Source organism: Bacillus sp. FSL W7-1582 (assembly GCF_038593325.1).
Lineage (GTDB): Bacteria > Bacillota > Bacilli > Bacillales > Bacillaceae > Bacillus > Bacillus altitudinis.
The window spans coordinates 3,115,070-3,136,625 of sequence record NZ_CP151987.1 but is presented as its reverse complement, the minus strand read 5'-3'; the positions used below and the strand labels follow the sequence as shown (position 1 = coordinate 3,136,625).

At 42.5% G+C, this 21,556-nt stretch carries 24 protein-coding genes; 20 read left to right on the top strand and 4 right to left on the bottom strand.

Annotated features, from left to right (window positions below):
• Window positions 1-21 precede the first annotated feature (21 nt).
• The 3 genes from NSQ11_RS16265 to nagA are packed head-to-tail and all read right to left on the bottom strand — an operon-like array spanning window position 22 to window position 2,681.
• Complete coding sequence (locus tag NSQ11_RS16265) at window positions 22-747, bottom strand: GntR family transcriptional regulator (RefSeq protein WP_081114529.1); 726 nt, start codon at window positions 745-747, stop codon at window positions 22-24.
• An 18-nt stretch (window positions 748-765) separates the two neighbouring features.
• On the bottom strand, window positions 766-1,491 hold the full coding sequence (nagB, locus tag NSQ11_RS16260) for a glucosamine-6-phosphate deaminase (RefSeq protein ID WP_081114530.1): 726 nt from the start codon (window positions 1,489-1,491) through the stop codon (window positions 766-768).
• Window positions 1,491-2,681, bottom strand: coding sequence for an N-acetylglucosamine-6-phosphate deacetylase (gene nagA, locus NSQ11_RS16255; protein ID WP_060781458.1), 1,191 nt, complete (start codon window positions 2,679-2,681; stop codon window positions 1,491-1,493). The genes nagB and nagA overlap by 1 nt, the downstream gene beginning before the upstream one ends.
• A 176-nt stretch (window positions 2,682-2,857) precedes the next feature.
• On the opposite strand from nagA, the gene hprK reads away from it, so the two are divergent.
• The 8 genes from hprK to NSQ11_RS16215 all read left to right on the top strand — a co-directional run bounded on the left by hprK (window position 2,858) and on the right by NSQ11_RS16215 (window position 8,670).
• Window positions 2,858-3,790, top strand: a complete 933-nt coding sequence (gene hprK / locus NSQ11_RS16250) for an HPr(Ser) kinase/phosphatase (RefSeq protein ID WP_003212943.1) — start codon at window positions 2,858-2,860, stop codon at window positions 3,788-3,790.
• A gap of 11 nt (window positions 3,791-3,801) precedes the next feature.
• Entirely contained in the window at window positions 3,802-4,626 is an 825-nt protein-coding gene (gene lgt, locus NSQ11_RS16245) for a prolipoprotein diacylglyceryl transferase (RefSeq protein ID WP_046344550.1), read from the top strand.
• A gap of 16 nt (window positions 4,627-4,642) precedes the next feature.
• On the top strand, window positions 4,643-5,587 hold the full coding sequence (locus NSQ11_RS16240; protein WP_025208037.1) for a nucleoside recognition domain-containing protein: 945 nt from the start codon (window positions 4,643-4,645) through the stop codon (window positions 5,585-5,587).
• A complete protein-coding gene (ppaX, locus tag NSQ11_RS16235; protein ID WP_017357895.1) occupies window positions 5,584-6,234 on the top strand; it encodes a pyrophosphatase PpaX in 651 nt (216 codons plus the stop codon). Before NSQ11_RS16240 ends, ppaX begins: the two co-directional genes overlap by 4 nt.
• Window position 6,235: 1 nt before the next feature.
• Window positions 6,236-6,754, top strand: a complete 519-nt coding sequence (locus NSQ11_RS16230) for an acyltransferase (protein WP_017368116.1) — start codon at window positions 6,236-6,238, stop codon at window positions 6,752-6,754.
• Window positions 6,755-6,823: 69 nt separating this feature from the next.
• Complete coding sequence (locus NSQ11_RS16225) at window positions 6,824-7,252, top strand: Rrf2 family transcriptional regulator (protein ID WP_003213266.1); 429 nt, start codon at window positions 6,824-6,826, stop codon at window positions 7,250-7,252.
• Window positions 7,253-7,339: 87 nt separating this feature from the next.
• The gene (locus tag NSQ11_RS16220) at window positions 7,340-7,981 is read left to right on the top strand and encodes an NAD(P)-dependent oxidoreductase (protein ID WP_007500066.1); all 642 of its coding nucleotides are present in this window, start codon (window positions 7,340-7,342) and stop codon (window positions 7,979-7,981) included.
• 56 nt (window positions 7,982-8,037) lie between these two features.
• Window positions 8,038-8,670, top strand: coding sequence for a DsbA family protein (locus NSQ11_RS16215; protein WP_048001948.1), 633 nt, complete (start codon window positions 8,038-8,040; stop codon window positions 8,668-8,670).
• Between the two features lie 78 nt (window positions 8,671-8,748).
• Here the strand turns inward: NSQ11_RS16215 and NSQ11_RS16210 are convergent, their stop codons facing one another.
• Entirely contained in the window at window positions 8,749-9,540 is a 792-nt protein-coding gene (locus tag NSQ11_RS16210; protein ID WP_048001949.1) for a C39 family peptidase, read from the bottom strand.
• A gap of 230 nt (window positions 9,541-9,770) precedes the next feature.
• Here NSQ11_RS16210 and NSQ11_RS16205 point away from each other — a divergent pair, with 230 nt between their 5' ends.
• The 12 genes from NSQ11_RS16205 to NSQ11_RS16150 all read left to right on the top strand — a co-directional run bounded on the left by NSQ11_RS16205 (window position 9,771) and on the right by NSQ11_RS16150 (window position 21,546).
• Complete coding sequence (locus tag NSQ11_RS16205) at window positions 9,771-10,946, top strand: ATP phosphoribosyltransferase regulatory subunit (RefSeq protein WP_017357899.1); 1,176 nt, start codon at window positions 9,771-9,773, stop codon at window positions 10,944-10,946.
• Entirely contained in the window at window positions 10,939-11,586 is a 648-nt protein-coding gene (hisG, locus tag NSQ11_RS16200) for an ATP phosphoribosyltransferase (protein WP_007500071.1), read from the top strand. The genes NSQ11_RS16205 and hisG overlap by 8 nt, the downstream gene beginning before the upstream one ends.
• Window positions 11,583-12,872 (top strand): histidinol dehydrogenase, encoded by a 1,290-nt coding sequence (gene hisD, locus NSQ11_RS16195; RefSeq protein ID WP_050826641.1) that lies wholly within the window; start codon window positions 11,583-11,585, stop codon window positions 12,870-12,872. Before hisG ends, hisD begins: the two co-directional genes overlap by 4 nt.
• Complete coding sequence (hisB, locus tag NSQ11_RS16190) at window positions 12,869-13,453, top strand: imidazoleglycerol-phosphate dehydratase HisB (protein ID WP_017368110.1); 585 nt, start codon at window positions 12,869-12,871, stop codon at window positions 13,451-13,453. The genes hisD and hisB overlap by 4 nt, the downstream gene beginning before the upstream one ends.
• Window positions 13,453-14,091: an imidazole glycerol phosphate synthase subunit HisH gene (gene hisH / locus NSQ11_RS16185; RefSeq protein ID WP_017368109.1), complete on the top strand. Its 639-nt coding sequence runs from the start codon at window positions 13,453-13,455 to the stop codon at window positions 14,089-14,091. Before hisB ends, hisH begins: the two co-directional genes overlap by 1 nt.
• The gene (hisA, locus tag NSQ11_RS16180; RefSeq protein WP_007500079.1) at window positions 14,088-14,825 is read left to right on the top strand and encodes a 1-(5-phosphoribosyl)-5-[(5-phosphoribosylamino)methylideneamino]imidazole-4-carboxamide isomerase; all 738 of its coding nucleotides are present in this window, start codon (window positions 14,088-14,090) and stop codon (window positions 14,823-14,825) included. Before hisH ends, hisA begins: the two co-directional genes overlap by 4 nt.
• Entirely contained in the window at window positions 14,822-15,580 is a 759-nt protein-coding gene (gene hisF, locus NSQ11_RS16175) for an imidazole glycerol phosphate synthase subunit HisF (protein ID WP_035389615.1), read from the top strand. The genes hisA and hisF overlap by 4 nt, the downstream gene beginning before the upstream one ends.
• Window positions 15,577-16,206, top strand: a complete 630-nt coding sequence (hisIE, locus tag NSQ11_RS16170; RefSeq protein ID WP_025208029.1) for a bifunctional phosphoribosyl-AMP cyclohydrolase/phosphoribosyl-ATP diphosphatase HisIE — start codon at window positions 15,577-15,579, stop codon at window positions 16,204-16,206. The genes hisF and hisIE overlap by 4 nt, the downstream gene beginning before the upstream one ends.
• 130 nt (window positions 16,207-16,336) lie before the next feature.
• Window positions 16,337-17,797, top strand: a complete 1,461-nt coding sequence (locus tag NSQ11_RS16165) for a tetratricopeptide repeat protein (protein WP_017357904.1) — start codon at window positions 16,337-16,339, stop codon at window positions 17,795-17,797.
• Between the two features lie 364 nt (window positions 17,798-18,161).
• Window positions 18,162-19,538, top strand: a complete 1,377-nt coding sequence (locus NSQ11_RS16160) for a C40 family peptidase (protein WP_017357905.1) — start codon at window positions 18,162-18,164, stop codon at window positions 19,536-19,538.
• A 234-nt stretch (window positions 19,539-19,772) separates the two neighbouring features.
• Window positions 19,773-20,723, top strand: coding sequence for a thioredoxin-disulfide reductase (trxB, locus tag NSQ11_RS16155; RefSeq protein ID WP_029575420.1), 951 nt, complete (start codon window positions 19,773-19,775; stop codon window positions 20,721-20,723).
• 358 nt (window positions 20,724-21,081) lie between these two features.
• Window positions 21,082-21,546: an 8-oxo-dGTP diphosphatase gene (locus NSQ11_RS16150; RefSeq protein ID WP_008348133.1), complete on the top strand. Its 465-nt coding sequence runs from the start codon at window positions 21,082-21,084 to the stop codon at window positions 21,544-21,546.
• Window positions 21,547-21,556: the final 10 nt, after the last annotated feature.

The following is a 21,556-nucleotide window of genomic DNA, read 5'->3' as shown; positions in this document are numbered from 1 at the left end:
TGTGCTTTCAGGAGCACAGTTTTATCTTTCCATTGTGTGAGTGAGTTTGTATCGATCCCCTCTATAAATGGACATGACATACTCGAATGGAAGGTCATTTTGAAAATAAGTTGTTCTTACAATGGAGAGGACAGGGTCCCCTAATGAAATAGACAGCAGGTCAGCTTCTTCCTTTGAAGCAACATTGGCTTCAAGCTCCTGCTTGGCATGGGCAATGGTTAGACCTGTGTTCGTTTCTATATATTCATATAAAGATCCAGTTAAATGGTCCTTTGTGAGCTCGCCAGCAAATTTTTCAGGTATATAACTCGTTTCAATAGCCATTGGTTCATCGTTTGCAAGGCGGATTCGTTTTAATTCATAGACATCTTCACTGTTCGACAGCTGTAATGATTGCAGCAAGTGCTCTGGGCATGCGACTTTTTTGAAATCAATCAACTGACTTGAAGCTTTGAACCCACGTTGACGCATATCTTCTGTAAAGCTTGTTAAGCCCTGAAGCGGTTGTTCAAACTTCTTTCGGCTAACAAATGTTCCTTTTCCTTTTTGCCGGTATAAATATCCTTCGTTCACAAGGTTCGATAAGGCTTGTCTGACAGTCATTCGGCTAATACCAAAGCGTTCGGCATATTCTCTTTCAGAAGGAATGAGTGTATCAGGTGCTAACGTTCCATCCTCAATCTGCTTTTTCAAGTTCTCCATAATCTGATGGTACATGGGGATAGGTGACTGCTTATCAATAAACATGTGAAAATCCTCTCGTGTTTAGCGTAGTGAACCAGCTTCTCGATCAATAAAAATCGTCACATCTTCATGAAGTTTCAGAGCAGATGCAGGGAAGTCTGGGTGAATCTCTGTTCGTTCTAAATATTGTATCACGTCCGCTTTTGATTTTCCTGATGCGAGAAGGAGAATTTTTTTACTTGAAAGAATGCTTGCAATTCCCATTGTAATGGCATGTGTAGGCACCTCATCAATAGAAGAAAAGTATCTTGCATTGGCGTGGCGAGTGTGTTCATCTAATTGAACGACATGCGTCTTTGAGTCAAAGGGAGTACCAGGTTCATTAAACCCGATATGTCCATTTTGTCCGATACCAAGTAGCTGAAGATCAATGCCCCCTAAATCTTCAATGAGCTGATCATACCTTAAGCACTCTTCTTCCAAGTGAGAAGCAGCACCATTGGGAAGGAAATATTGATCTGACGGGAGATCAATATGGTCGAATAAATGACGCTTCATGTAAGTCATATAACTATTTTCATGATTTGGATCAATTCCCACGTACTCATCCAGATTCACTGTTCTTGCTTGTTTGAAAGACAATTGTTCTGTTTGATGCAACTGAATTAACTCTTTATAAGTGTCAATTGGTGTACCGCCAGTTGCCAGACCGAGAACCGCATCTGTTTTTGATTCAATGGTACGTGCAATGAAAGCAGCTGCTGCTTTTCCTAATTGATCTTTATCTGCAAATTCGATGATGTTCATCAGTGTGTGGCCTCCTTTTTTTCATAAACGATTTGTCCATGGCAGATCGTCATCATGAGTTCGCCAGCTTCATCCCAAATGACCAAGTCTGCCAGTTTTCCAACTTCGATCGAACCGAGCTGATGATCGATCCCGAGCTGAGTGGCTGCATTTGTTGAGGTCATTTGAGCAATTTCTGTCCATCCGCATTGTGTGATCTGTCTCATACGTTTGACCCCATCTTTCATTTGTAAAATCGATCCTGCAAGTGTTCCATCTGCCAGCAATGCTTTTTCACCGCTGACTGTCACTGTCTGCCCACCAAATTCGTAGGTTCCCTCTCCAAGTCCTTTTGCACGCATTGAGTCTGTAATCATGATCAAACGTTCACTTCCCTTTGCCAAATACGCAAGCTTTACGGAAAGAGGATGTGAATGAATGCCATCTGTAATCAGCTCAGTCAAAAGCTTTTCGTTTGTAAGCGCAGCCCCTGCAACATTGGGCTCACGATGCTGAAATGAACTCATCGCATTATAAAGATGCGTGACATGACGCGCACCGTGCTTTGCTGCTAGTTCAATCATGTCATGAGGAGCATTTGTATGTCCAATAGAAGGAATGATATTTTTTTCTTTTAGTAAGGAAAGAAATGCAAAATCATCATCTTCCTCAGGTGCAAAAGTGACAATTCGAATCAGCTGATCAGATGCACTCAGCCATTTCTCAAAAAGAGGAAGGTTAGCCTGCGTAATCCATTGAGCAGGCTGCGCACCAGCTTTATCTTTAGAAATAAAAGGACCTTCTAGATGAATGCCTAAACATTGTGCCTGACTTCCAGCCTGCTTTTCATTATAGGGTCTCCACTGTGCGACATTTTTAAGTGCTTGCTCAATCTCTTGATGATTTTGTGTAATGGTTGTTGCTAAAAAGCTTGTCGTTCCTTCTGCGGGTAAGTGATCAGCAAGTGTATTCATGGCTTCTGGTGTCGCATCCATCATATCTGCACCATATCCCCCATGAATGTGAATATCAATCATTCCGGGGAGTAAATAAAAGTTTTCCCGGGAAATATATACTTTTTCATAATTTCCTGTCGGTGGTGATGTTGAAATATAGTCGATCTTGCCATCGCGTAAACCGACAAAACCGTTTTCAATGATTTCTGTCTTTGTCACAATATGAATATTGGAGAGCAATAAAGAACTGCTCATGATTGTGCCCCCTTATTCTCGTCGTTAGATTCAGTTTACCTTTTTTAAGTATAGTTGTCTATACCAGTGAATGTGTTGAAACAGGATCAGGATAAAATACTGTTTTGGGTTCATCATTGAAAGTGATAAAATAGAGCTGTATTTCTGAAACGCCTGTGATAAAAGGAGGAAGAAGCGTGCCGAAAGTTCGTACGAAGGACATAATGGAACAATTTCATCTTGAACTGGTAAGTGGGGAAGAAGGGATTAATCGTCCCATTACAATCAGTGATCTTTCCAGACCAGGTATTGAAATGGCTGGATATTTTACATATTACCCAAAAGAAAGAGTTCAACTTTTAGGGAAGACAGAGCTTTCTTTTTTTGAACAGCTCCCAGAACGCGAACGAAAGCAGAGAATGATGTCTCTTTGTACAGATATTACCCCTGCCATCATTTTGTCACGAGATCGTGAAGTACCAAAGGAATTGATCGAAGCTTCAAATGAAAATGGAGTGCCGGTTTTACGCTCAAGCTTAAAAACGACAAGACTTTCGAGTCGATTAACGAACTTCTTAGAAAGCAAGCTTGCACCAACGACTGCGATTCATGGCGTACTCGTAGATGTATATGGTGTAGGTGTACTGTTAATTGGAAAAAGTGGCGTAGGAAAAAGTGAAACGGCTTTAGAATTGGTGAAGAGAGGACACAGGCTGGTTGCAGACGATTGCGTGGAAATCAGGCAAGAGGATCAGGATACGTTAGTTGGAAGCGCACCAGAGCTGATTGAGCACCTTCTAGAAATCCGTGGATTAGGCATTATTAATGTGATGACCTTATTTGGAGCGGGCGCTGTCAGAAGCTATAAGAGAATTACGATTGTTATGAACCTTGAGCTTTGGGAACAAGGCAAACAGTATGACCGTTTAGGACTTGAGGAAGAAAAAATGCGGATCATCGATACAGATGTACCAAAGCTGACCATCCCTGTACGTCCGGGACGAAATTTAGCGGTCATCATCGAGGTAGCTGCTATGAACTTCAGATTGAAACGAATGGGACATAATGCAGCGGAACAATTTACAAGTAAACTTGCCGATGTCATTGAAGACAATGGCCAGGATGAATAGGAGCTGTCTATATGAATGAAGCAATTCAACCAATTGATCCGATTGCTTTTCAGCTCGGACCTATTTCGGTTCATTGGTATGGTGTGATTATTGGGGTCGGAGCCCTGCTTGGACTCTGGCTCGCATTAAGGGAGTGTGAAAAAAGAGGCATCAATAAAGATATGTTTATTGATCTCATCTTATTTGCCATTCCTATCGCCATTATTTGTGCACGAATTTATTATGTATCCTTTGAATGGGATTATTATCAGCAGCACCCAAATGAAATCATCAAGATTTGGAATGGTGGAATTGCCATACATGGCGGACTAATAGGGGCGGTGCTGACAGCGATTGTCTTTACTAAAGTGAGAAAGGTGTCCTTTTGGAAAATCGCCGATGTCGCAGCGCCTAGTATTTTACTAGGGCAAGCCATCGGGCGCTGGGGGAACTTTATTAATCAGGAAGCGCATGGTGAGGCTGTTTCAAGAGCCTTTTTAGAAAATTTGCACCTGCCTGAGTTTATTATTAATCAGATGTACATTGACGGGACCTACTATCACCCTACGTTCTTATATGAATCATTATGGAATATCGCAGGCGTTTTGATATTAATCTTATTACGTAGAACATCATTGCGTCGAGGCGAAATGTTCTTGTCTTATTTAATCTGGTATTCAATCGGCCGTTTCTTCATTGAAGGAATGAGAACAGACAGCTTAATGCTGACTGAGCATCTTCGAATTGCACAGATGATTTCGATTGCCATATTTGCAGTGGCTGTTTTGCTGATTGTGTTTAGAAGAATCAAGGGATATGCATCTATACGGTATAAAGAGAACAACTCATCAAATTAAGCAAGGGGGATAAGAGATGGGTGAGACATGGAAAAACGGCTTGAAAGCAGGGTTATCGACAACTTGGACACTTGGAAAAGTCATTTTTCCGGTTACCATTCTCGTTAGTATCTTGCAGCATACACCTGTGATGGATTGGATGATACAATTCATCCGTCCTTTTATGGGCCTGTTTGGTCTTTCAGGGGAAGCGGCCATTCCGCTTGTTTTAGGAAATATGCTGAACTTGTATGCGGGTATTGCAGCCATCTTGACATTAGAGCTGCCTGTGAAGGAAGTGTTCATTTTAGCGGTCATGCTCTCCTTTTGTCACAACTTGATCATCGAATCAACAGTGGCGGCGAAGGTTGGGCTGCGGGTGTCTGTCATTTTGCTGGTGAGAATCAGTCTTGCCGTCGTGTCAGCAATTGTCATTCACCTCGTTTGGCAGGGAGGCGAGGAGCCGGCGCAATATGGTTTGCTGACAGCTGCTCAGTCGGCTGATGTGCCTTCTAGCTGGTATATGATCGTACTTCTTGCTTTACAGAAAGCTGTTCTTGGTGTGCTGCAGCTGGCTTGTATTGTCATTCCTCTCATGATCATCATTCAATTTATGAGAGACTTAGGGTGGCTCCATACGCTGTCTAAGTGGCTGTCTCCTTTTACGAGAATGCTTGGAATGAAAGAAAATACGTCTATGACGATGGTGGCTGGTTTAACCATTGGTCTTGCCTACGGGGCAGGCGTCATGATGAAGGCAGTGGAAGAGGACGGTGTCAGCAAAAAGGATTTAACGCTTGCTTTCATTTTCCTTGTGGCGTGTCATGCGGTGGTCGAAGATACACTCATTTTCATTCCTTTAGGTATTCCAGTCTGGCCGCTTCTTCTTATTCGCCTTATTTCTGCTATTTTATTGACAGCTGCCATCAGCTATATCTGGCGGAGGCGCGAACATACAGCTGTTAGAAAGGAAGCCATATGAACCAATCAACTATTAACACAGTGCTATTTGATTTAGATGGCACATTAATCAATACAAATGAATTAATTATTGCTTCATTTCAGCATACGCTTGATCATTATTACCCTGGTCAATACAGCCGTGAGGATATCCTTCATTTCATTGGTCCATCATTATTTGATACATTCTCTGCAATGGATCCGAATCTGACAGATGACATGATTCAGATGTATCGAACGTTTAATCATGAACAGCATGACCTGCTTGTGACGGAGTACGAGACGGTGTTAGACACGTTGAAAATTCTTCAGGATCGAGGGTTTAAGCTTGGTATTGTGACTACAAAAATACGTGATACGGTTTTAATGGGATTAAAGCTGACTGGTTTGGAGCCTTTTTTTGAGGTCATTGTCACACTTGATGATGTACAAAATGAGAAGCCGCATCCAGAACCAGTCCAGCTGGCATTATCCAAGCTCGGCAGTGATCCGCATGAGGCGATCATGGTTGGCGATAACTATCACGACATTTTATCTGGTCAAGCGGCAGGGACGAAAACAGCAGGTGTTGCTTGGTCTATTAAGGGAGAAGAAGCCCTGTTAAAGCATCGCCCTGATTATATGCTGCAGAAAATGAGTGATCTCTTGGCGATTGTTGGAGCTGATTAAGTTGAGAAAAACAGATCGTTATCCTGTCAAAGGGGTCAATTCGCTTAGACAAGTCTATCGGACGGTCCCCTTTCTCAAGGTTGTGAAAAACTTTATCTTTATTCAAATGGCAAGGTATACGCCTTTTATGGGAATGAAAAATTGGATTTATCGCACCTTCCTTCGAATGAAAGTCGGGGAGGATACGGCGTTTGCTTTAATGGTGATGGTCGATCTCATGTTTCCTGAGAAAATCACTGTCGGTCGAAATAGTGTGATTGGCTATAACACGACCATTTTGTCCCATGAGTATTTGATTAAAGAGTATAGGCTTGGGGAAGTCTATATTGGTGATGAAGTCTTAATTGGGGCAAATTCAACGATTCTACCTGGAGTGACAATTGGTGATGGTGCGATTGTATCGGCAGGAACTCTTGTGAACAAAGATGTTCCGGCAGGCTCCTTTGTTGGAGGTAATCCAATGCGGATGATATATACAAAAGAGGAAATGGAAGCACGTCAATCTACGTCTGCTGAGTAGCTCGGCAGACTTTTTTGTTGACATTCTAACTTGGTGTAACTATAATGATTACAACAGAGGTGAGAAAACATGAAAATCAGCAGCAGATTTACTGTCGCTGTCCATATTCTGGCCTTGCTATCACTTGAAAAAGGATCATTACAGACATCGGAGGATATCGCAGGAAGTGTCAATACAAATCCAGTGGTCATTCGCCGTATCATGAGTAAGCTCAAAAAAGCAGGCCTAATCTCAACGAGTCTTGGCAAAGGCGGTTCTCAATTAAACCGAAGTGAGGATGACATTACACTGCTCGATGTGTATAAAGCGGTTGAAGTGGTGGATGAGGGAGAGTTGTTTCAAATTCATGAAAGCCCAAACCCTGACTGTCCGATCGGTGCAAATATTCAAGCTGTACTAGAATTAATTTTGTGCCGTGCTCAAAGTGCGATGGAGCAAGTGCTTGCTGAGATCAAATTAAGTGAATTAACGCAGGTTTTAATCAAAAAAATTGGATGATCTATTCAATTTTTTTTACCTCTGTTGTAACCATTTTGGTTACATCTTAAGTGATCAAAATAACCTTATATTGTAGGAGGAATTTACATGAACATTGGAATCATTGGCGCAACAGGTAAAGCAGGACAACACATTTTAAAAGAAGCTCAATCGAGAGGGCACGAAGTAACGGCAATCGTTCGAGATGCACAAAAAGTGACTAATTCATCAGCAGCTGTTTTAGAAAAGGATGTTTTTCACTTAGAGGCAGGAGACGTCAAAGGTTTTGATGTGATCGTAAATGCATTTGGTGCGCCAGCAGGACAAGAGCACCTTCATGTAGAAGCAGGGAAAAAACTCATTCATCTCTTGAAAGAGACACCAGAAACGCGTTTAATCGTCGTGGGAGGTGCTGGAAGTTTATTTGTAGATGAGGCCAAAACAACTAGACTGATGGACACACCGGAGTTTCCAAAGGAATACCTTGCTACTGCTTCACACCAAGGAGAAAACTTAAAAGATCTTCAAAAGACCGAAGGATTAAAATGGACATTTTTAAGTCCAGCAGCCTTCTTTAATCCAGCAGGCAAACGGACAGGTGCTTATGTGAAAGGCAAAGACCATCTTATCGTCAATTCAAAGGGTGACAGCTATGTGAGTTATGCTGACTACGCCGTTGCGCTTGTCGATGAGATAGAACAAGCTGCTCATGTTGGAGAACGTTTTACTGTGGTTTCTGAAGCAGAATAAGTAGAATAACATGCGTTTCATTGTCGCTAAAAAACGATGAGTGAGGAGTCTGTCTTATGAATGATCAAGAAAAATCTTTTATCTATGTATGGGATGCGTATTGTGGCTGGTGTTATGGATTTTCAAACAGCATCCGTACTTTACACGAAAATCACCCTGAGATATCACTGACACTTGTATCGGGCGGTTTATTTGTAGGAGAGCGTCGTCTACCGATAAAGAATTATCCACACATTTCAGAAGCAAACGAGCGTATCAGTCAGCTGACAGGTGTCGAATTTGGAGACCGTTATGAAGAGTTGCTAGAAAACGGAACATTCATTTTAGACTCTGAGGCTGCTGCAATTGGATTTTCAGCATTAAGATCCATCGCACCAGAGCATGCATTGTACTTGGCTTCATCTATGCAAAAGGCCTTTTATCAAGACGGAAAAAGCCTAAGTGATGAAGAAACTTATAGAGATATCGCTATGAAACACCAACTTGACCCTGATGTATTGGTTGAACGAATGAATGAGACAGAAACGATCAATGATGCGTATGCCGATTTTGCAAAGGTTCAGCAATTGAACGTGAATGGCTATCCTACACTTTTACTAAAAAAAGGGGATGAATACATCAGCCTTGGTGGGGGTGCGATGACGGCTGAAAAGCTTGAAGACCGTCTGAAGGAAATACTAACAAAATAAATCATTCAAAAACATCCTCCATTCGTATGGAGGATGTTTTTGATGCATGTGTGAATTCTCTTCAATGGGAGAAGTGGTCTATGCTTTAATGATAATCGCCTGGCTGCCCATCTGTTTCCAAGAATCCTCAAACTGTTCACGATCGACTTTTTGATTTTTTTCTCCGTATGGGTTATTTAAGTAGATGTGATCCTTGTCGTAGCCAGTGATGACGACGCTATGCATATTAAAGCTGATATCTATTTTCCCATTTGGTGTATTCCATGTTTCAATGTTATCTGTTTTGGCAAAGGTCGAAGTGGTAATGACCCAGACAGGATAACCTTTTTCAAGTGATTGATAGATGGCCTTTTTGACTGGCTTGCCGGTTAAGTCCACCGCTTGATTACCTGCATATTTTTTCGCAAGCTGATAAATGGGTTCGTGGTACACACCAAGACCTGGCCCATTCTCCATATCGCCTACAAACCCGTCATGAGGGTCTCCTTTTAAGCCATTCTCATAATTGAGCGGGACACGCTTAATCTCGTTTGCCAATGCGTTTTTCGTTATATGCTCATAGCCGCTGTAATGAAGAAGCATGGCTAAGCTCGTGACTTCGCATCCGTTATAAAGCTTTGGTGCATCCATTTGATTAAAGAGGATGACGTCCATGGCTTTTTTATTTCCTTTTAAACTAGAATGTGTTGTTTCTGTTTTTTTCGTAGAATGCGTTTCTTCTGCTGCTAGTGCGGTGTCATTTTCTTTTTCTTTGGCTTCTTGCGGTGACGTTGTTTTCTTGACTTGGTCGAATTGTGAAATGAAAATAAAGCCGAAATAAACAAGACATGCGCACAACAAAGTTAAGATTAATGTCTGGATGAATTTCACTGTAATCTCCTGTGTTATTCAATATTTTTAAGTATTATAGCATGTTCCTAAAGCAAAGAGATCAAAAAGGATTAGGTGTCATTTTAATGTAATATATGAACAAATGATTAAGGAAAAAAAGGGGAAAATAAAAATGATTGATTTAATCACTTTATTTTGTTAGCATATTATCATATTAGCGAACTAAAGGATTCGGAATTTTTTGTTTTAATGTGTTGGAGGTGCGGAACATGTTCATGTTTGAAAAACCATATGGTATGCGAGATTCATTACCAGGATTGTATGAGACGAAGAAAAGAGTTAGGCATTCTTTAACAGAGGTCATAAATAGTTGGGGTTATCGTTTAATGGAAACGCCAACGCTTGAATTTTACGATACAGTCGGTGTTCAATCGGCGATTACAGATACGCAGCTGTTTAAGCTTCTTGATCAAAATGGTCAAACCCTTGTGCTTAGACCTGATATGACGGGACCAATTGCGAGAGTGGCGGCTTCAAAGCTTCACGAACAGGCATATCCGCTTCGAGTCGGTTATGCAGCCAACGTGTTTCGGGCACAGGAAAGAGAAGGCGGAAGACCTTCTGAATTTGAGCAAGTCGGTATTGAATTGATCGGTGATGGTTCGATTAGTGCAGATGCTGAAGTCATAGCGCTTGTCGTGTTTGCATTAAAAAATGCTGGACTTCAATCCTTCAAAATTGCGATCGGGCATGTGGCTTTGGCTGAGACCTTGTTTTTAGATGTACTAGGGAATACAGAGCGGGCGAACGTATTGCGCCGATTTTTATATGAAAAGAATTATGTGGGATACAGGCAGCATGTCAAACAATTGCCGCTCTCATCCATCGATAAAACAAGGCTGCTCCAGCTTTTAGAGCTGCGTGGCGGTCAAGAAGTGACCCAGCAGGCTGAAGAAATTGTGGTGTCACAAGAGGGCAAAGAAGTGCTGGCGGAGTTAAAGGCGCTGTGGGAGACACTTGAAGATTACGGCTGTACAGAATATATCCGTTTGGATTTAAGCATGGTCAGTCATATGAGCTACTATACGGGAATTTTGTTTGAAGTATTTGCAGATCATGTTGGGTCTGTGATCGGAAGTGGAGGAAGGTATGATCAATTGCTTGCTCACTTTGATGCACCCGCACCCGCTACAGGCTTCGGACTTCGATTAGACCGTCTTCTTGAGGCACTCGACGCAAAAGAAATAAATGAGCCCCAAGAGGCTGTGATTTTTAGTAAAGAACAACGGCTTGAAGCATTTGATTTTGCAGAAAAAGAGCGGACAAAGGGCAAAAGGATTGTTCTCCAAGACTTAGCAGGTATTGAAAATATCGATGCCATGACCAAGGCATTTGAGCAAGTGACTTATTTTATCGGCGCTAGAAAGGAAGAGCAAAATGGGTAAAGTGTTGACAATGGCAATGCCAAAGGGGCGGATATTTGAAGAAGCAGCAGGGCTATTAAGACAGGCTGGATATCAGCTGCCGGAGGAATTTGAAGATTCAAGAAAACTAATCATTGATGTACCGGAAGAAAATCTCCGCTTTATTTTAGCGAAGCCAATGGATGTGACGACATATGTAGAGCATGGTGTAGCGGATGTGGGCATTGCAGGGAAAGACGTCATGCTTGAAGAAGCACGGGATGTGTACGAAGTGCTCGATTTAAACATTAGCAAATGTCATTTAGCTGTAGCGGGCTTGCCGGGAGCCAGCTGGGGCGGTGTTGCGCCGCGTGTGGCCACAAAGTACCCAAATGTCGCTTCTTCTTATTTTAGAGAACAAGGTGAGCAGGTGGAGATCATTAAGCTAAATGGTTCCATTGAATTAGCACCGCTCATCGGACTTGCCGATCGAATTGTTGACATTGTCTCCACCGGTCAAACACTTAAGGAAAATGGGCTTGTCGAAACGGAACATATTTGTGACATTACGTCACGTTTTATTGTCAATCCTGTGAGCTATCGAATGAAGGATGCGGTAATCGATGAAATGGCGCAGCGTCTGGCAAGAATCATCGAAGGAGAAGGGGAGGAAACATCATGAACATCACCTACATACAAGAAGGTGAGACAGACACTCTCTCACTCAAGCGTTCTCTAGATACAGGAACGGAAGAGCAGCGACTGGCTGTTCAGCGGATTATCGAAGAAGTGAGAAAAAATGGTGACGAAGCCGTACGGTCTTTCACGAAGCAATTTGACGGTGTCTCTATTGAACAGCCACTTGTGACGGAGGATGAAAAGACAAAAGCCTACGAACGTTTGGACCCGGAGATGATCCAAATCATCCAAACGGCGATCCGGAATATTCGAACATACCACGAGCGTCAGCTAACCTCCTCTTGGTTTTATCACCAAAAGGACGGCTCAATGCTAGGTCAGAAAGTAACACCGCTTGATGCGGTCGGTGTATATGTCCCAGGGGGAACGGCCGCCTATCCATCATCTGTTTTAATGAATGTGATCCCAGCACTTGTTGCCGGCGTTGAGCGAATTGTCCTTGTGACACCGCCAGGAAATGACGGCCGTCTGTCTGACGCTGTGCTAGTAGCTGCGAAGGAGTTGGGCATTTCAGAAATGTACAAAATGGGCGGTGCTCAGGCGATAGCCGCTCTTGCATATGGAACGGAAAGTATTCAGCCTGTTGATAAAATCACCGGTCCAGGAAATATTTATGTAGCACTTGCCAAACGGGAAGTATTTGGTCAAGTAGACATTGATATGATTGCGGGTCCAAGTGAAATTGCTGTTTTAGCAGATGAAACGGCAACTGCACATGAGGTGGCAGCTGATTTGCTTTCACAGGCAGAGCATGATGCATTGGCATCCAGTATTTTGGTGACACCATCTAAAGGATTGGCTGAAAGAGTGCAAGCGGAGGTGCAAGCGCAGCTTGATACTTTGCCAAGGAAATCAATTGCAGCACAATCTATTCAAGACCATGGTTATATTTACGTAACAGAATCTTTGGATCGTGCAGTTGATATCGTGAACCAGTTAGCCCCAGAGCATTTAGAAGTGCTGACGGCGTATCCAGAATCACTACTTGGTCAAATCAAGCATGCTGGAGCAATTTTCTTAGGGCGTTACAGCCCAGAGCCGGTAGGGGATTACTTCGCAGGACCGAACCATGTGCTGCCAACAAACGGGACGGCAAGGTTTTCTAGTCCGCTCGGCGTCACGGATTTCCAAAAGAAAACGAGCATCATTTCATATAGTAAAGAAGCCTTTGAAACACATAGGGAAAGCATTGCGGCTTTTGCAAGATTAGAAGGGCTTGAAGCACATGCCAGATCGATTGAAGCGAGAAAGCGGGAGGAATCAAAATGAGACAGGCGGAAACAGCGAGACAGACAAATGAAACGAACATTTCGTTAGCGCTAGAGATTGATGGCGAAGGAAAAGCAGATATTCAGACAGATGTCCCTTTTATGACGCACATGCTCGACTTATTCACGAAGCATGGACATTTTAACTTAACTGTAGATGCAAAAGGAGACACAGATGTCGATGATCACCACACAACAGAAGATATTGGCATTGTGCTTGGGCAGATGTTTAAAGAAGCGCTCGGTGATAAAAAAGGAATTAAGCGCTACGGCTCTAGTTTTGTTCCAATGGATGAAACACTCGCCCAAGTAGTCGTGGATTTAAGCAATCGTCCTCATTTGGAAATGAGAGCCGATTTCCCTAGTCAGAAGGTCGGCACCTTTGATACGGAGCTGGTTCATGAGTTTCTTTGGAAATTTGCCCTTGAAGCACGAATCAATCTGCATGTGATCGTTCACTATGGAACCAATACCCACCATATGATTGAAGCCATTTTTAAAGCGATGGCACGCGCCTTAGATGAAGCAACAACCATTGATCCGCGTGTGAAAGGGATTCCGTCGACAAAGGGGATGCTCTAATGATTGGCGTAATTGACTATGGAATGGGAAATTTGTTTAGCGTATCAAAAGCACTGGAACGAGCAGGAGCGTCTTATATCGTGTCTTCTGAAGCAGAGGAGCTGAAAAAGGCAGATGCGTATATTTTGCCAGGAGTCGGTTCATTTCGTGATGCGATGCTGCTGTTAAGACAGACAGGACTTGAGGCGTTTATCCACCAAGTCGTGCAGGAAGGAAAGCTGTTATTTGGCATTTGCCTTGGCATGCAGTTGTTGTTTGAAGAAAGTGAAGAAGCAGGAAAAACAAAAGGGCTAGGCCTTTTAAAAGGACGTGTCGTTCTTTTGAAGGATCGTGATCAGGATGGACAAAGGCTGAAGGTGCCTCATATGGGCTGGAATGAGCTCACATTTCATCAGCCCTCTCCATTGTTTGAAGGTGTGCCGGAAGGATTTGCATACTTTGTTCACTCTTATTATGTGAGCGGCATGAATCCAGAAGACCTATTGGCAAGTGCACCCTATGGTGTGCAAGTACCTGCCGTTGTTGGGAAGGGGAATGTGTTTGGAACGCAGTTTCACCCTGAAAAAAGCAGTACAACAGGAATGGCACTGTTGAAACAGTTTATTCAATTAGCAAACGAACAGAGGGTGAGCAAATGAGTGATTTTACATTATATCCAGCAATTGATATGAGAAATGGCAAATGTGTACGACTTGTGCAAGGAGACTATGACCAAGAAACCATTTATGGAGATTCACCGTTAGACATGGCGAGACTGTTTGCAAATGAAGGAGCGAAATGGATACATCTCGTTGATTTAGATGGCGCAAAAGCAGGAAAACGCGTGAATCATGAGCATGTGCTGGCGATTGCTTCCTCATTAGATGTGAATGTCCAAATTGGCGGCGGCATTCGGACAGAAGAAGATGTTGCATTTTATTTAAACAATGGCGTATCGAGAGTCATTCTTGGCAGTTCAGCGGTGTCAAACCCGGTTTTTGTGAAAAAAATGCTGGCGCAATATGGAGAGAAAATCGCCATTGGCATTGATGCACGAAACGGTTTTGTATCGACTGAAGGCTGGCTTGAAACGTCGGAAGTGAAGGCGGAGGAACTTGGTCAGGAACTGGCAAAGGAAGGCGCAGAGGTCTTCATTTTCACGGATATTCAAATGGATGGCATGCTGTCTGGTCCAAATGTGGAAAGTACGGTTCGATTAGCAGAAGCAACTGGCAAACAAGTCATTGCCTCAGGTGGTGTCAGTGCAGTGAGTGATCTGCAAAAGCTGTCAGCACAAAAGCAGACAGGTGTGTCTGGTGCCATCATTGGCAAGGCGCTGTACACAAAGCAATTTACTTTAGCTGAAGCGTTTGAAGGGCTTGACAGCATATGATGACAAAACGAATCATTCCATGTCTTGATGTAAAGGAAGGGCGTGTTGTCAAAGGGATCCAATTTCTAGGGTTGAAGGATGCTGGTGATCCGGTCGAATTAGCGCAGATCTATGACGAGGAAGGTGCGGATGAACTCGTCTTTCTTGATATATCTGCCTCTCATGAAGGCCGAAAAACGATGGTGGATGTGGTCAAACAAGTGGCATCCACTCTCGCTATCCCGTTCACGGTGGGCGGCGGGATTAACCACCTTGATGACATGAAGCGTATATTAAGAGCGGGGGCAGACAAGGTGTCTGTGAACACAGCGGCTGTTTTAAGACCGGAGCTAATAACAGAAGGAGCCGACTTTTTTGGTTCACAGTGCATCGTTGTTGCGATTGATGCGAAATACGATGAAGAGAAACAAGCATACATGGTCTATACGCACGGAGGACGCCGTCAAACGGATTTAGAAGTGAGTGACTGGGCGAAAGAAGCCGTGCGAAGAGGAGCAGGCGAGATCTTGCTGACTAGCATGGATGCCGATGGTGAGAAAACGGGCTTTGAGCATCGTTTGACGAGGCTTGTATCAGAAGCAGTCACAGTGCCAGTTATTGCTTCAGGAGGTGCTGGCAATGCGCAGCATATGCTGGAGGCTTTTACAAAAGGTGAAGCTGATGCCGCACTCGCAGCCTCTATTTTCCATTATAAAGAAACCTCAATTCAAGAGGTGAAGACATATTTGAGAGAACACGGGGTGAAGGTAAGATGAAACAGGCAAACGAATTAACCTTTAATGATGCAGGTCTCATTCCTGCCATTGTACAGGATGCTCAAAGCAAGGAAGTTCTTACTTTGGCGTATATGAATCAAGAATCCTATGAAAAAACATTAGAGACAGGGGAAACATGGTTTTTTAGCCGGTCGAGAAATGAGCTTTGGCACAAAGGAGCCACATCTGGACATACCCAGCGTGTTACATCTATTCGCTATGACTGTGATCAAGATGCCCTGCTTGTTCTAGTGACACCAAGCGGCCCAGCCTGCCATACAGGCAGCTATAGCTGTTTTTCAGAAGAGGGCGTGAAACAGCAAAGGGGAGAACAAGACCGCTTTGCTATTTTAAATGAACTGGAACAGGTCATTGCGAAACGGCAGATGGAAATGCCAGAAGGAGCGTATACAACCTATTTATTTGAAAAAGGAGTCGACAAAATCCTGAAAAAGGTAGGGGAAGAAGCTTCTGAAGTTATCATTGCAGCGAAGAACCGAGATCAAGAAGAATTGAAATGGGAAACAGCAGATCTCCTGTATCACCTTCTTGTGTTATTACGTGAACAGCAGCTGCCTCTTGATGATGTATTAAAGGTATTGAAAAAGCGCCATCAAGGGGAATGAAAAGCTGGGGGTACCCCCAGCTTTTTGCTTTTAAATGAAAAACAAATCCTTCCTTTCCTTTTGTTCTATGTGACGACTCATGAAGTATGTTATACTACACACGGTACACTGTTCGAAATGGAGGGTATCGGTGAGTAAATACACTTCTCAAAATAATCACACACAAGTCGTCCAGCTATTCCAAGATGGGCATTACTTTTTTCATAAAGGTCTAAAAGCATATAGAGAAAGAAATCTGTCTAGGGCAAGTAAGTTGATCCAGCGGGCCATCGTACTTGAGCCTGAAAATGTAGAAATGCTGTCGCAGCTTGCCATTATTTATACTGAAATGGGTCATTACCAACAATCTAATGAACTGCTTGATTTTATCCTTGAACACTTGGATGAGAACATGTCAGAGTGTCACTACTTTAAAGCCAATAATTATGCGAATCTCGGTTTGTTTCAAGAGGCATATAGATGCGCCACTGCTTATGCTGCGCTGGAAGAAGACGGGGAATTTGCAGATGAAAATGACGATCTCCTCGATCTGCTTGATATGAGTGACGATGTTGATGAAGATTTTCCTTATGATCAGGATGATCTGATTGTAAAGCAGGATCAAGCCAACCATTTGCTAGAAAGCGGCAGGCTAGATGAAGCAATCGAGATGCTGGAACAGATGATTGTTGAGTATCCAGAGTTTTGGTCAGCGTATAATAATCTCGCTTTGGCCTATTTTTATTCTGGCCAAATCGATCAGGCAAAAGAAATGTTGAACCGGGTCCTTCATGAAAATCCCGGTAATCTGCATGCCCTTTGTAATCAGCTTGTTTTCTATCATTATGAAAAAGAAGAAGAAAAGGTCAATCTGTTAGCGAAGCAATTAACGCACGTGTATCCAATATTAAGTGAACAGCGTTATAAGCTTGGCGCAACATTTGCCCTTGTTGGAGAATTTGAATGGGCATTTAAATGGCTTTATTCTTTGTATAAAACAGGTTTCCAAGGTGATAGTACGTTTTTATACTGGCTGGCAAGTGCAGCCTATTATACGGGCCACAAAACGCTGGCGCAAACCGTCTGGGATAAGATGGTGGAAGAAGATATTGATGCAGATGAAATCAAGCCGTGGCAAGACAAACCAGAGGAGTCTGAGCCAATGGTTTCAATTGAGGAACGACTCACTGCCTACTATGTCAGCAAACAAAAAGGTGAACGTGACGTCTTGCAATCTGTTCTTGATTCCCGCGCTGCGAAAACGGCCTTTGAACAGCAGTTTATTGAGTTACTTTTATATGAAGATCAAATGGAAGAACGATCGTTTTCAGAAGATGCGGTCTTCGCAAAACAGGCGGCATCTGCTTTGGAAGAAGCGGTGCAGCCTGATAGCCACATGCCATATTTTTGGTTATTCCATATTATTCAGCAAGCACGCGCTTCAGGCGTAGAGAAGAAAAATGCCATTGCATGGGCAGCAGCTTCTTATTATCTATGGATGAATGAACAAGAAGAATCAGCTGTCAGCAAAAAAGAGATCGCAGCTTCTTTTCAGATCAGCGTTCAAACGCTGTCAAAATATGAGAATGTTATTTGTGCGTTCATGGTTTGAATAGGTAAATAGAATCAGATAACAGCAGCATGGCCGAAAAGGTCATGCTTTTTTCTTGGATAAAAAGGTGGGATTTGCTAGGATTTGGCGAAGTATGACAATCTCGACATCTATTTGAAACATAAATGTAATAAAAATATTAGCTCATTTTGTCGATGTGTCATGTATAATGAAACTCGTGGATTAAAACAAAGATATATATTTAAATATTTTACTATACATAATGCAACACCTAGTGATAGAAACAATCTGGTCAACATCTGACTGAATCATCAGGAAGAAAGACACAGGAAGCACAGATTGGTCGCAGAGAATTTGCTGCTTTCTCATGTCGCTTGGGAAATTGTCAAAGGAGGAACTATACGTGAAAAAGTTTATTACTTTCGGTTTAGCTTCGGTGATTGGAGCGAGCGGTTTATTTATTCCATTTACTCATGAAGCAAATGCACAGAACTTTGAACAAAAGAAACAAGAACTAGACAGCAAGCAGTCAGAGGTAAACAAGAATCTTCAAAAGAAAAAAGAAGAGCTTTCAAAGCTTGAGGCAAAACAAGAGGCACTTGCGCTAAAGCTAAAAGAAATTGACGAAAAAGCTTTAAAAACAAGTGATCAAATCGAAGAAAAACAAAAAGAAAACGAAAAAACAAAAAAAGAAATCAAAGCACTGAAAAAAGAAATTGCTGATACAGAAAAACGTATCGAAGAAAGAAACGAATTCTTGAAAAAGCGTGTACGTGCGCTTCAAGAAAGCGGTGGTTCTACGAAATACATAGATGTATTACTAGGAGCAAAAAGCTTTAGCGATTTCATCAGCCGTGCAGGTGCTGTATCTACATTAATCAACGCAGACAGCGAAATCATTAAAGAACAAGAAAGAGACAAAGCGGAATTACAAAAGTCTGAAAACGAATTAAACACAAAGCTTGAAGATGTTCAAAAGACGCTTGCAAAGCTTGAAACACTTCAAACAGACTTAAATAAACAGCTTGATGAGAAAGACAAGCTATTCAAGCAAGTGAAAAAGCAAAAAGGAAGTGCCTCTTCTCAAATCAGCGAGTTAAACACTGAGGCAAACAGCATTGCATCTGAAAAAGACGCAACAATCGCTGCTCAAAAACAAGCTGAAAAAGAAGCAAGAGAAGCTGCTCAACAAGCAAAAGAAGAAAAAGCACAAAGACAACAGCAACGTCAAGCTAGTGTTCAAGCAGAAGACAACAGCTCTAATAATGACAGCGGTTCTTCTTCAAATAACAGTGGATCTTCAAATAATAACAACAACAGCAGTTCACCAAGCAAAAAGCCATCTTCTGGCGGTGGATCACCTGTTAGCAATAACGTAGGCGGAATCGAAGGTGCAATCAGCACAGGTTCTACGATTGTAGGACAATCTCCATATAAATGGGGCGGCGGCAGATCACAAGCCGATATTGACGCACGTCGTTTTGACTGTTCTTCATTCGTTCGCTGGGCATTTGCATCAGCAGGCATCAACCTTGGACCAGTTGGCGGTACAACAACAGATACGCTTGTAGGTAAAGGAAGAGCTGTAAGTGCATCTGACATGAAACGCGGAGACCTTGTGTTCTTTGATACGTACAAAGTAAATGGCCACGTTGGTATTTACTTAGGAAACGGTACATTCTTGAACGATAACAGCTCTCGCGGTGTTTCAGTTGACTCAATGAGCAACGTTTACTGGAAAAAAGCATTCAAAGGCGTTGTAAGAAGAGTCGTTGAATAAATCATTACTTACTATATAACCGTAAACAGGCTTCCTTAAACAGCAGTTTAAGGAAGCTTTTTCTTTTTTTGAAGATATGAGCAAATGATTCGCTTATTATCCGCAGATTTAATAGGATATGGGTAAGGAATAAAAGCTAAGAGTGGAAATGATGCTCTCTGTCATGAATGGAAGCATCACCCAAGGGCATTCTAATAAGAAATGCTAGCAGCAATTGAAGAGGGAGTGACAGTTGTGTCAGAAGAAAAAATCTACGATACGATCATCATTGGAGCGGGTCCTGCCGGAATGACAGCCGCTGTTTATACATCACGGGGAAATCTTTCAACACTGATGATTGAAAGAGGAATTCCAGGCGGCCAAATGGCGAATACGGAAGATGTCGAGAACTATCCGGGCTTTGAAAGCATCTTAGGGCCGGAACTTTCAAATAAAATGTTTGAGCATGCAAAGAAATTCGGTGCCGAGTATGCGTATGGCGATATTAAAGAAATTGTAGATGGTGAAGAGTACAAAACCGTCAAAGCTGGTTCAAAAGAATACAAAGGACGCTCTGTCATTATTGCGGCAGGTGCTGAATACAAAAAAATCGGTGCACCAGGCGAAAAAGAACTTGGCGGCCGCGGCGTATCATACTGCGCTGTATGTGACGGTGCCTTCTTTAAAAACAAAGAGCTTGTCGTGATTGGCGGAGGAGACTCAGCAGTAGAAGAGGGTGTTTACCTCACTCGCTTTGCGTCTAAAGTCACAATTGTCCATAGACGCGACAAACTTCGTGCCCAAAGCATCTTACAAGCACGTGCATTTGATAATGAAAAAATCGACTTTATGTGGAACAAAACCGTCAAAGAAATCAATGAAGAGAACGGGAAAGTCGGCAGTGTGACATTAATTGATACCGTGACAGGTGAGGAAGAAGACTTCAAAACAGACGGCGTCTTTATCTACATCGGTATGCTGCCGCTGTCTAAACCATTTGAAAATCTAGGGATTACAAATGCAGAGGGCTACATCGAGACAAACGAAAGAATGGAAACAAAAGTTGAAGGAATCTTCGCAGCTGGCGACATTCGTGAAAAAACCCTTCGTCAAATCGTCACAGCAACAGGTGATGGAAGTATTGCAGCACAGAGTGCACAGCATTATGTAGAAGAGCTTGCTGAAAAGCTAAAAGCAATGAAATAAACAGCTGTCGTAAATCCTTAATATTGCGTCACGGGCTTTTAACTGGAATGTAACACGGGTGAAATAATTATCCGTTATGATGAAACTAGTAATTGACCCCCTTTTATAAGGAATACATGTTTGGCACGGATGTGAATCCGTGTCCTTTTTTTTTGCTTAAAATCAGAAATTCACGAGATGTTCACAAATGACGCATGGAGAACCGTTACATGTTGTAAAATAAAGAATAGAGAAAGTGCCCGTCGCCATATTCATACGAAAACCTGTCTGTTTTCAGTGAAGAACGGGCATGTTCATTGTGGGAGTCATGATGAACCTGTATAATAAGAAAAAGACATAAAAGAGTAGGTGACAGCTGATGCAACGAGTAACCAATTGTGTGCTGCATCACGAAGATCAAGTTCTCTTGCTGCAAAAGCCAAGACGAGGCTGGTGGGTAGCACCTGGCGGCAAAATGGAGAGCGGAGAATCGGTCAAGGATTCAGTCGTTCGAGAATTTAGAGAAGAAACAGGCATTTATATTTTAAATCCGCAGCTAAAAGGCGTGTTTACCTTTATCATAAAAGAAGGCGATCAAATCGTTCAAGAGTGGATGATGTTCACCTTTATGGCAGATTCCTTTACAGGAAAAAACGTATCAGAGTCGGAGGAAGGCATTTTAAAATGGCATGATGTAAAAGATGTACCCAGCTTGCCGATGGCTCCAGGAGATTCCCATATTCTTGACTTCATGTTGAAAGGGAAAGGACTTCTCCACGGCACTTTTACGTATACACCAGACTTTGAGCTGATTGCTTATCGATTAGATCCTCAAGGAGACTAATAAATGAACC